Source organism: Pseudomonas sp. BN417 (assembly GCF_029871205.1).
Taxonomy (GTDB): Bacteria; Pseudomonadota; Gammaproteobacteria; order Pseudomonadales; family Pseudomonadaceae; genus Metapseudomonas.
In genome coordinates this window covers 85,239-96,260 of sequence record NZ_SSOJ01000151.1, presented here as the reverse complement: position 1 = coordinate 96,260, position 11,022 = coordinate 85,239, and the positions used below count along the sequence as shown (strand labels likewise).

The window sequence follows — 11,022 nt, the reverse complement described above, 5'->3', positions numbered from 1 at the left end:
TCCTGCTCGATCCAGAGCACGCTGGCAGGATCTGCGGTCCTCCTTTGAAGGGCCGTGATCGGCCGGCCTGGCGTAGTCACACCCACGTCTTCGGATAGGGGTAGCAGCTGCGTTGGCCAGTAGGTTTTTTCGGGCAGCGCGACCCATTCTTTTCCTGCTCGGCAAAACAAAACGCCCCTCCATCAAGGAAGGGCGTTCGGCATTACGCAGCACCACGGTTTCGTATGCGGACTGTCCATTGCCTAGGCAGAGGCGTAGACCTCGGCCAGATCGCACAGGTCCCAGTTGCCACCGGTCAGCACCACGCAGACCTTCTCATCCGGCCGGACCTTGACCACGCCCGCCAGCAGTGCACCGATGCCGATCGCGGCGGCGGGTTCGGCAATCAGTTTCGCGTCCTTGGCCAGGGCGCGCATGCCTTGGACGATGTGCTCGTCCTCCACCAGGACGATCTCGTCGACGTAGCGCTCGATGATCGGATAGGGGTTCTGCCCCGGCACACTTATACGCAAGCCATCGGCAATGGTGTTCTTCAAGGGCAGCGTGGTGCGTTCCTTGTTCAACCTGCTGTGATAATACTTGGGCGTCAAGGCAGGTTCTGCGCCGACAACCCGCACCGATGGCCTGGTTTCCTTGATAGCGGTGGCGATGCCGGAAATCAGGCCGCCGCCCCCTATTGGGATGATGACGGTATCCACATCCTGCAGATCTTCCAGGATCTCGCAGCCGATCGTTCCTTGCCCTGCCATCACCAGCGGGTCTTCAAAGGCGTGGACGACCGCGTAGTGGTTTTCCTCAGCGATTTCATACACCCTCTTCCACCGGGCAGCGGTATCGCCATCGAAGAGGATGACCTCCGCCCCGAGGGCTTCGGTATTGGCGATCTTGATTTTAGGGGTGGTCACCGGAAGCACCAGAATCGCTTTCACGCCCAGCATTCGGGCAGCGTAAGCGAGCCCTTGGGCGTGATTGCCGGAAGACGTGGCAATGATGCCGTTAGCGATCTCTTCCCTGGGTAGCGAGAGCGTCTTGTTCAGCGCGCCGCGAATTTTGAACGCCCCTGTGATCTGTAGGGTTTCGGGCTTCAGATAGAGCTGACAACCGGCGGCTTTCTCTATCTTCTCCGCGCGCAGTAGCGGCGTATGTTTGATATGGGGTTTCAGCCGTTCCTGGGCTTCTCGAATGTCCTGAATAGTTGGATGGTTGCGCATGTAATTTCCTCTCCCCGTACTGCCGAAAAATCAAAACTCAAAAGAACGCAAAGAAAGTTCCAACGTTGTTTTCCAGTGCATTGCGATAAATCTTTTCGGCGGTGGTGTTGTCCTGTATGGCCATGCCCGTGGAATCGAAGATGGTGATTTCTTCATCGTTCTCCCGGCCCGACTTTCTGCCCAGCAGAATCTCGCCGAGCTCGCCGTGGATATCGTCCAGGGCGATGATCTTCTCGTTCAGCGGATGCCAGGTTTCCCCTTTTTCGATGCACTGCGAGATCGAGTCGTTGACTATCTTGGCGTGCCTGAATATCTCGGGCTCGAATTCCTGCTTGCCTTTCATATCCGTGCCGATGGCGACGATATGAGTGCCAGGTTTCACCCAGCTCGCTTCCACCAGCGAGCCCTTGCCACGGGTGGTGGTGATCAGGATGTCGGCCTGCTCGACCGCTTCCTGCTTCGAATCCGCCAGGATCACTGGGATACCGAACTCGCCTTCGATATCCGCCTTGAAGCGCTCGCGCGTTTCCGGGCTTCTGCTCCAGGCATGGATCTCTTCGATCTGCATCACCAGACTGATGGCGCGAATCTGCATCCGCGCCTGGTTGCCGGTACCTATGCAGGTGACCTTCTTCGCGTTCTTTCTCGCCAGCGCCTTGACCGAGACGGCTCCCGAGGCTCCGGTCCTGAGACCGGTGAGCAGGCTGCCATCCATCACGCAGATCAGCGCGCAGCTGTTGGCATCGAACAGCAGAACGCTGCCCATGCCGTTGGGCACGCCATGCGCGGTCGGGTTATCGAGAAAGCCGCCGGAAGAGGCTTTCATCGAGATGATTTCATTGGTCTTGCAGTAACCGACCTTGAAGTCGATCTCGCCGCGCGGCTCCGGCAGATGTATGCCAATGTAATCGGGCTGCACCACATGCCCGCCGCTGAAGGCCTTGTAGGCCTCTTCCACCGCGCCTATGACTTCCTTCATGGATATCAATCTGCCGACTTCTTCTTTGCTGAGCAGCAGTGTTTTCATCTACGGGGCCTCGTCGTTCTCTAATCGGGGCAGGGATTCGTGCAGGCTTGATCGGCGCGAATTACTCGAGAGTGCAGTGCCGATTTGCTGCGCTCAGTATGCCGCCGAGCAATCGGCAGAAAATTTCGGATACCAGGCGAATGCGCAACTTTCGATTATTTTTATCGCCACCGGCGAAAGCTATCGCTCCACTCCTGCAACTCACGCATCGCTCCCCAAGCCCTCAAGCAGGCATTCCCGCAACTGCAGAACCTGGCGCCCCCAGCACCGCAGCAGAAACTTCCGAGGGCAACCTCGAAAACACCCGATTCTGCGATTGCACACTGCCAATACGACAGCCCCCACCGGGGCGCGATGCCTAAGATTAGGATCAGCGCAACGGCATGGATGACTGCCGGAGCCTGGTCTGCCGCGCCGAATCGAGCGACAAGGCGGCAGACCCGATTTTCAGTTTCGATCATCCGCTCTGGTGCGCATCGATCAGCTTATCGGCGCGCGCCGACACGGCCTTGCAGCCGCCTTGCAGCGCTGGTCTGCACCGCTTTCTGCGAAGCCGTAAAACAACAGATTCCAGGCCAGGAGAACAGAATGCCGGCTCCCTTGATCACCATGCAGTCCAGTCCGGAGCTGCCGAAAAGCGCCGATGTCGTCGTCATCGGCGGCGGCATCATTGGCGTATGCGCCGCCTATTTCATGTCGCGCCAGGGCATGAGTGTTGCTCTGGTGGAGAAGGGACGTATCGGCGCAGAACAATCCAGCCGCAACTGGGGCTGGTGCCGCCAGCAGAACCGCGATGCGCGCGAACTGCCGTTATCGACCAAGAGTCTCGCGCTCTGGGAGGAGATCACCGCTGACCTCGGGGAAGACCTTGGTTTCCGCCGCTGCGGTTTGTTCTATCTCTCGAATAGCCAGGCTGAACTAGACGGATGGTCGAGATGGCGCGACTTCGCGCTGACCCAGGGGGTCACGTCCCACATGCTGAGCAGCGCCGAAGCCACACAACGCGGCGCGGCCACCGGCAAGCCCTGGTTGGGCGGCGTGTTCTCGCCGTCCGATGGCATCGCCGACCCGGCGCGGGCGGCGCCGCTGATCGCCAAGGGAGTGCTCAAGCATGGCGGGACGATCCACCAGTTCTGCGCCGCCCGCGGCGTCGAGACCGAGGCGGGTCGGGTATCGGGAGTCATCACCGAAAAGGGCGTGATCAAGACCCGCCAGGTGGTGATGGCCGGCGGTGCCTGGGCCTCCTCCTTCTGCGCCCAGCTTGGCATTCGCTTTCCGCAGGCTTCGGTGCGCTCCTCCATCCTTTCGGTCATGCCGGGAGTCCAGGGGCTTCCCGATACGCTGCATACCAGCGAGGTGACCGTCACCCGGCGCGGCGACGGCGGCTATACCCTGGCCATTTCCGGACGTGCCTGCGTGGATCCGACGCCACAGCAACTGCGCTTCTCTTCGTACTTTCTGCCGATGTTCGCCAAGCGCTGGCAGATGCTCTCGCCGGGCGGTCTGCAGGGTTGGCAGTACGGGCATGAGACGCGCAGCAAATGGGCGCTCGACCGCCCCACACCGATGGAGCGGGTGCGCATCCTCGATCCGCGCCCGTCGGAATCGATACTGCGCGATACGCTGGCCCGCGCGCGCCGTCTACTGCCCGCCCTGGGCAGCGTACCGGTTCAGGCAGGCTGGGCCGGCTATATCGACAGCACCCCCGATGGCGTACCGGTCATCGATGAGGCGCAAAACCTGCCAGGCTTCATCCTGGCCGCCGGCTTCTCGGGTCACGGCTTCGGCATCGGCCCCGGCGCCGGGCGCCTGATCGCGGAACTGGCACAGGGGCAGACGCCGTTCGTGGACCATACCCAGTACAGCCTCGCACGCCTGAACAAAGGCGTCTGGGGCAAGGTCTCGGAGTTCTGAGCACCTCGCCGCTCTGGCGGGAGCCTCGCTCCCGCCTCCTCTGCCTCTTCGTTATCGACCGAGCTGCTCGAACCTGTGAGCGCGTATCGGACTGACTTGGGCAACCCTGCCCCTCCTCTGCAATCCGATCCAGTTGGCTGAAACGCGGCAGCCCCGGCGTGCCGCTCGGGACAGTCACGCCCCATAAGGAGAGCAGAAGAGCCGGGGGCCAATTGGTAAAGCGCCTGCGGATCGCTATCGCGCAAGCGCCGACCACTAAGGCTTATTTGACGACGTACAGCTTGCGAACGTAGACGCTGCTCTCCCAGGCGCAGGGTGTGCCCTGGGCCACGAATACCGTATCGCCGGTATTGACCTTCAGCTCGACGCCGTCGACGAGCTGCAGGGTGACGCTGCCTTCGATCAGGTGCATCAGCTCATGCACCTTGTGCGGACGAGCGTGACGCGTGTAGGGCGTCGAATCCCAGACACCGATGAGCAGATTGCTGGTGGTATCCACGAAGGCGTTATGGGAACGGCATTGCGGGGCGGGGCTGATCAGGATCTGCGCATCTGGCCCCTGCGAGGGATTCAGCGCCGCGCGCGGATCGAGCGGGGTCAGGCCGGGCTTGCGCTCGTCGCCCTGGCTCAGTGCGCAGAACGCCCATAGGCTGCCGGCCTGCGCCTGCACGCGCAGCGCCGTGCCACGACCTATCACCACGCTGTCTCCGACACCCAACTCGAGCGTCTGCTGCTCGTCCTGCAGCCCGACCTTTCCGGCGTGGACAACCAGCATTTCAGTGTGCGGGTAATCCTCGACGACTAGCTCTCCACTTGCCTGGACGGTGCCAGCGGAAATGCCATCGTTGCCCTGATAGGCCACTTGGCGAACGTCGCCGAAGGGATCGGACGAACTCAGGGAGGCGGGGGGAAACGCTGCAGCAGGAATGCCGTCGGCGTGCACCAGCAGCGAAGCAATAGGGTGTGACATCGATAGTGTCTCCAGTGGTGGGGAGTAGATGAGGCGCGCATCGGCGACTCATGAAGGAGTTCGAAAAGAAGGTTTGGCACCGGCTTGGTGGGCTCCGCTGCCAGGTCTCCATGCTAGGAAATATCACCCGATATTTGCTGCGGACTTCCCACCCCGCTCGAGCATTAGCTGCTGCCTGAAAATCCGAAACTTATGTAATCCACCGAACTGATCCGCCCCCCTTGCCAGCCCTTATTTGCAGCTGAGATATAGCCACCGCGCTCGGGGGGGAGGACGGGTGCGGTCCTCGCCGGTCAGCCGCGTTCTAAGTCGATTGCAATGACCGAACGAGCCCAACGTCCTCACACCTCGAACCGACGCGATTCATCTGAGCTGCCATAAAAGCGTTGTCCCCCATCTGGGCAATGAACACTAATAAGATCAATGGAGTACTCCATGAGCGCCCTTAAACCGAGCTGTCTCGCACTGGCGATAACCGCCGTCTCGCAACTGGCCGTAGCTGGCCAGGAACAAGCCAAAGGCTTCATCGAAGACAGCAGCCTTACTCTGCTCAATCGCAACTTCTATATGAACCGAGATTTCCGTCACGGCGGCAGTAATAGCCAGGGGATCAACCGCTCGAAGCCTGTCAGCGAGCGCAATGGTTATCGTGAGGAGTGGGCGCACGGAGCCATGCTCAACTTCACTTCCGGCTTCACCCAGGGCACGGTCGGGTTCGGCGCGGATACCTTCGCCTACGGGGGGGTCAAGCTTGATACCGGTCGCGGGCGCGCCGGCGCTGGCCTGCTGCCGATCAGCAATAACCAGACTGCTGATGCCGAAGTACCTGATGCTTTTGGTGAGATCGGCGGCGCAGTGAAGATGCGGGTCTCCTCCACCGTACTGAAGTACGGCGAACAGCGCCCGACCGCACCGGTATTCGCTATGGGCGACAACCGTCTGCTGCCGGAAGTGGCGACCGGCTTCCAACTGTCCAGCAGCGAGCTCGACAACCTCCTCTTCGAGGCTGGCCATTTCACCGCGTACAACGGCAGAAACTCGACCAACTCCGACGACAAGCTGCTAACCACGTACGGCGGCGTAGAAGCGGACAGCGTCGATTTTCTCGGGGGATCCTACAAGGTCAACGACAGGCTCGTCTTCATGGCCTACGCCAGCGAAGCCGAGGAGGTCTGGCGACAGTACTTCGGCAGCGCCTCGTACATCCTCCCGCTTGCCGACCAACACGCCCTGTCGTTCGGTCTGACTGCGTACAAGACCAGTGACGAAGGAGAAGCACGTGCCGGTGAACTGGACACTACCAGTTGGTCGGCCAAAGCCGCGTATGCTTTCGGCCCGCATAAGCTGACTCTGGCCTATCAGAAAATCGATGGCAACGAAACCTTCGACTACATTGGCGTCGACTCGATCTGGCTGGCCAACTCCGTTCAGTACTCGGACTTCAACGCCCCCAACGAGCGGTCGATGCAGATCCGCTACGACCTCAACATGGCAAGCTTCGGCGTGCCTGGCCTGACCTTGATGGCGCGCTACATCAAAGGCGATCAGATCGACTTCACCAAGGCTGATCCGACTGGCACCTCTTTCCGCGCCGGAGCGGACGATGAGCATCACTGGGAGCGCGACCTGGAAGCCAAGTATGTGGTCCAGGAAGGAGCTGCCAAGGACCTGTCCTTCCGCGTGCGCCAGGCCACCCATCGCTCCAGTTCGTTCGACAGTGATATCGATGAGGTACGCCTGGTCATCGAGTACCCCCTGAGCATCCTGTAAGCACAATCGCCACTTTATTCTGCCAGGGATCGGCGAGTTCTTTTCGAAGGCATCCTCCACGCTCCTTTGCCTCCAGACGCCCAACCGGGCGTCTTTTTTGTGCCCGACCGTACACTTGAAGGCGGTTACGTGACGGCCGAGGCTATTCGCACGGCTGTCGCCTCCTTGCTGATTACACCCTGCTGATTCAAATAGCCCAATGTCGAGTATCAATCATGGATGAAACATGGCTCGCCACGGACACCACCGAAGGTGAGTCCATACCTCCTGGAGGGCTGCAACCGTGTGCCACAAAGGCAAAATCTCGCCCGGCATTTACTGCCGATCCCAGCGCCCGTACGAGCAGTAACTATGGCCTGCACAACTGTCCGCTTGGCGAATATGCCAAATTAACCGGCACCTATTGCCACGCTTCGGCGCAGGTGGGATACAGGCTCCATCGAACACGCAATCAAAGCCGTGCGGCCCATTCACGGAGACCTGTCATGCCCGACTCGCAGAATCATCGGTATACCTATCGCCCCATGACCGCCGCCGACGTGCCGGCGGCCCATGCCTTGTCGGTGCAGCTCAAATGGCCGCACCGCCTGGACGACTGGGCCATGCTGCAACGCGTCGCTGAAGGGTTCGTTGTGGAGGATGCCGGTCGCCTGATCGGAACGGCTTTCTCCTGCCGGCAAGGTGACTACGCCACCATCGGCCTGGTCATCGTGAGCGATGACTATCAAGGTCAAGGTATCGGTCGCAAGCTGATGGAGCAGGCCCTGCAAGCCTGCGGCTCGGCAACGGCGATACTCAACGCGACGCTCGCTGGCGTGCCGCTGTATGCCAGCCAGGGCTTTGTCGAGTTCGGCGAGATTCATCAGCACCAAGGTCACGTGCAATACATTGCGCGCCCTGCCCTGGCGGCTGGCGAACACTGCAGAGTTTCCGGCGTCGAGGACTGGCCACAGGTATTCGAACTGGCCCATGCGGGCAGCGGCCTCGACAGAACCCGCGTATTCCAGGATCTCCAAGATGCGATCGAGCGGACGACCGTCATAGAGCGCGATGGCCGATTGCGCGCCTTCGCGATGCTCCGCGCCTTCGGCCGTGGCCACGTCATCGGCCCAATTGTCGCGGAGACGCCGGAACAGGCCAAACATCTGATCGCCGAGCTGCTTGACCACGTCCAGGGGGAATTCGTGCGCCTGGATGTCTTGGCGGACATGGGGCTCGGCGACTGGTTGAGCGATGCGGGATTGCGGCACGTCGATAGCGTCGCACAGATGGCCCGAGGAACGCCGCCCGTACCCCTTGGTGGTGTCCGGCAGTTCGCGCTAGTAACCCAGGCCATCGGCTAATCCAGTCGTCAGATAACCACCAACCGCAATCGGAGTCTGCGCGATCCAGATCCGCAGGCATCTGGCCACCGGGGCTAGCCTTCAGACCTTCACTACGGAGTAACCATCATGGGTATAGGCGGCATCAGTATCTGGAAGCTTCTGATCATCCTGCTGATCCTGATCATGTTGTTCGGCACTAAGCGCCTGAAAGGACTGGGATCGGATCTGGGTGAGACGATAAAAGGCCTGCGCAACTCCATGGGCAACGACGACGCGCAGGCCTTCGAGACTGCACCGGGTCAAACCAACGATGCGCATCCGCACAAGATCGAAGACCCGATGCAGAAACACTAAAAGCTTCGTGCAGCTGTGCAGCTCACCCCCCGAGCGGCCCATTTGTGAATTATCACGGGCTATTGGGGCAGACTTCACGAGAGACCTCCCCCTCTACTCATTCATGTGTTCCGGTCACCGGCGGCAACACCACCAGTTTCCAACCACTTAACTACGCCACAGTAGGTTGCTGCCATCCTGAAACCCGCAGGCTAGAGTGCGTCCGTCGTGGTAAGTCCCACGACCGGGCGTGAGAACCCGGATGTTGTCCAAGGCGCGGTAGCGCCGTAGAGCAGAGCCAATGTTTACGCATAGTGCTACAGCGCTTCTATGGCGGACCGTGTAAGGCGGGCTTTTGCCCGGCCGGTTTCCTTGGACGCCGGATTCTCACCCTTGCACGGTCCGCCTCCTATGCTCGTGAGAAGGCTGGTAGGTGAACTGGTCAAACCATTCCGAACGGCGGTTCGAGTTTCTCTTGGCTACAGTGGGTGGTAGCCCGTCGCTGTACTGATGCGGCCTGATTCAGTTGTAGCGTTGCATCAGGCAATGACTGATGCACCTGGGCTGTCAGGTAGAAGGTCGCTGGAATCCGCTCCGACTTCGGGCTGCGGAACAGGTGATCCAAAAGACTCCGTGGATGAGCGGAAGGCAAATACCTGGATCTCGATCAGATATCCGCCCAGGTCACTCTCGACGCAAGCACGTACCGGCTTGCGGAATCCTTCTTGCGCTTGCCACACCATTGAGAGGAAACAAGGATGCTCGCCGACCGAATGAGGGTGCGCTAAGGTGCGCGACTCACCTATCAGACTGTCGAAAGCCCCATGAGCGACAACCACTCCCTCTCTGACTATCAAAGCGTTCGCCAACTGGCGATCCGCTCGCTGTTCGAAATCTTCGAGCAGTTCAGCGAAGGCACGGTGATCGTCGACCGCGAGGCACGCATCGTCTGGATCAACCAGCGCTACGCCCAGCGCTTCGGCCTGGACAGCGCCGAGCAAGCCATCGGCCGGCCGGTGGAGCAGGTGATTCCCGGCAGCCTGATGCGCGAGGTGGTCAGCAGCGGCCGACCGGTACTGCTGGACATCCTCGACATGGCCAAGGATCCGCTGGTGGTGATGCGCGTGCCGATCCGCGACGACGCCGGCGCGGTGATCGGCGGCATCGGCTTCGCCCTGTTCGACGAGCTGCGCTCACTCTCGCCGCTGTTGACCCGCTACCAGCGCATGCAGGCCGAGCTGGCCTCGACCCGCTCCCTGCTGCAGGCGCGCCAGGCGAAATACAGCTTCGGCCACTTCATCGGCACTAGCCCGGCCAGCCTGGAGGTCAAGCGTCGCGCCCGACGCGGGGCGGCCAGCGAGGCACCGGTGCTGCTGCTGGGCGAGACCGGCACCGGCAAGGAGCTGCTGGCCCATGCCATCCATGCTTCCTCGCCGCGCGCCGACAAGCCCTTCGTCAGCATCAACGCCGCGGCGATTCCCGAAACCCTGCTGGAGGCGGAGTTCTTCGGCACCGCGCCTGGCGCATTTACCGGTGCCGACCGCAAGGGCCGCCCCGGCAAGCTGCAGATCGCCCAGGGCGGAACCCTGTTCCTCGACGAGATCGGGGACATGCCGTTGGCCCTGCAGAGCAAGCTGCTGCGCGTGCTGCAAGAAAAGGAGTTCGAACCGGTGGGGTCCAACGAGGTGCTACGCAGCGACATCCGCCTGATCGCCGCCACCTCCATCGACCTCAATGCCGCCGTGCGCGAAGGGCGTTTCCGCGCCGACCTGTTCTACCGCATCAACGTCCTGCCCATCGAGATTCCGCCGCTACGCAAGCGCCTGGAGGACCTGCCGGCGCTGTGCGAAGCCATACTCGACGGCCTGCGCGATGACCATCAGACGCTTTACGAACTGGACGCCGACGGTCTGGCCCTGCTGGCACAGCACGCCTGGCCGGGTAATGTGCGCGAGCTGCGCAATCTGCTGGAACGCACCGTTCTGCTCGGCGACCGCCCGCAAATTGATGCCGCCGCGCTGCGCTCGGCCCTTGGCACGCTGCAACCACTGCCGGCAGCGACGAGTGCGCCTTCCGTCAGCCTTGCTGCCGGCCAGGACTTCTACGCCGCGCGCGAGGGGTTCGAACGTCAGTTGATCCGCAGCGTGCTCGCCGAACAGGCCGGCAATGTCGATGCGGCCGCACGGCGCCTGGGGCTGGGCCGTTCGACGTTGTACAAGAAGATGGCCGCGCTGGGCCTTTCGTCTTGAATTAGAGACAAGTCTCCAAATAGAGACAGCCAAGACTTCCATGTAATGGTGGGGCTCCAAGAGGTGCCAGTGCGCAATTCGTCTCCGCTTGGAGAATTACTTGGTACCCCAAGACTTTCGAATCAAAAAATAATACTTAAAAATCAAATAGTTACATAATTGGCACGATCCTGGCTATGTCGTCTATCGCGGCCCTGTCCGCATAGCCGACATAACAACAATC

The 11,022-nt window shown here is 61.0% G+C and carries 7 protein-coding genes and 1 pseudogene; 5 read left to right on the top strand and 3 right to left on the bottom strand.

Going from position 1 to position 11,022, the window contains the following annotated elements; translation table 11 throughout:
• Nucleotides 1-242 precede the first annotated feature (242 nt).
• The gene (locus E8F11_RS23870; protein WP_280291382.1) at nucleotides 243-1,211 is read right to left on the bottom strand and encodes a threonine/serine dehydratase; all 969 of its coding nucleotides are present in this window, start codon (nucleotides 1,209-1,211) and stop codon (nucleotides 243-245) included.
• A 37-nt stretch (nucleotides 1,212-1,248) separates the two neighbouring features.
• On the bottom strand, nucleotides 1,249-2,238 hold the full coding sequence (locus E8F11_RS23865; protein ID WP_280291381.1) for an ornithine cyclodeaminase family protein: 990 nt from the start codon (nucleotides 2,236-2,238) through the stop codon (nucleotides 1,249-1,251).
• A 588-nt stretch (nucleotides 2,239-2,826) separates the two neighbouring features.
• Here E8F11_RS23865 and E8F11_RS23860 point away from each other — a divergent pair.
• A complete protein-coding gene (locus E8F11_RS23860) occupies nucleotides 2,827-4,152 on the top strand; it encodes an FAD-binding oxidoreductase (protein ID WP_280291380.1) in 1,326 nt (441 codons plus the stop codon).
• Between the two features lie 262 nt (nucleotides 4,153-4,414).
• Here the strand turns inward: E8F11_RS23860 and E8F11_RS23855 are convergent, their stop codons facing one another.
• The gene (locus tag E8F11_RS23855; protein ID WP_280291379.1) at nucleotides 4,415-5,122 is read right to left on the bottom strand and encodes a cupin domain-containing protein; all 708 of its coding nucleotides are present in this window, start codon (nucleotides 5,120-5,122) and stop codon (nucleotides 4,415-4,417) included.
• A 435-nt stretch (nucleotides 5,123-5,557) separates the two neighbouring features.
• Between E8F11_RS23855 and E8F11_RS23850 the strand changes: the two genes are divergently transcribed.
• The 4 genes and pseudogenes from E8F11_RS23850 to E8F11_RS23835 all read left to right on the top strand — a co-directional run bounded on the left by E8F11_RS23850 (nucleotide 5,558) and on the right by E8F11_RS23835 (nucleotide 10,845).
• On the top strand, nucleotides 5,558-6,892 hold the full coding sequence (locus tag E8F11_RS23850; RefSeq protein ID WP_280291377.1) for an OprD family porin: 1,335 nt from the start codon (nucleotides 5,558-5,560) through the stop codon (nucleotides 6,890-6,892).
• A 485-nt stretch (nucleotides 6,893-7,377) separates the two neighbouring features.
• Entirely contained in the window at nucleotides 7,378-8,235 is an 858-nt protein-coding gene (locus tag E8F11_RS23845) for a GNAT family N-acetyltransferase (protein ID WP_280291376.1), read from the top strand.
• A gap of 108 nt (nucleotides 8,236-8,343) precedes the next feature.
• Nucleotides 8,344-8,571 (top strand): twin-arginine translocase TatA/TatE family subunit, encoded by a 228-nt coding sequence (gene tatA, locus E8F11_RS23840; protein WP_280291375.1) that lies wholly within the window; start codon nucleotides 8,344-8,346, stop codon nucleotides 8,569-8,571.
• A gap of 803 nt (nucleotides 8,572-9,374) precedes the next feature.
• Nucleotides 9,375-10,845, top strand: a pseudogene (locus E8F11_RS23835) (sigma 54-interacting transcriptional regulator).
• Nucleotides 10,846-11,022 lie beyond the last annotated feature (177 nt).

Coding starts and splice junctions, on each gene's coding strand:
- tatA (WP_280291375.1), top strand. CDS start 8,344: ATGGGTATAGGCGGCATCAGTATCTGGAAGCTTCTGATCATCCTGCTG.
- E8F11_RS23855 (WP_280291379.1), bottom strand. CDS start 5,122: ATGTCACACCCTATTGCTTCGCTGCTGGTGCACGCCGACGGCATTCCT.
- E8F11_RS23870 (WP_280291382.1), bottom strand. CDS start 1,211: ATGCGCAACCATCCAACTATTCAGGACATTCGAGAAGCCCAGGAACGG.
- E8F11_RS23850 (WP_280291377.1), top strand. CDS start 5,558: ATGAGCGCCCTTAAACCGAGCTGTCTCGCACTGGCGATAACCGCCGTC.
- E8F11_RS23860 (WP_280291380.1), top strand. CDS start 2,827: ATGCCGGCTCCCTTGATCACCATGCAGTCCAGTCCGGAGCTGCCGAAA.
- E8F11_RS23845 (WP_280291376.1), top strand. CDS start 7,378: ATGCCCGACTCGCAGAATCATCGGTATACCTATCGCCCCATGACCGCC.
- E8F11_RS23865 (WP_280291381.1), bottom strand. CDS start 2,238: ATGAAAACACTGCTGCTCAGCAAAGAAGAAGTCGGCAGATTGATATCC.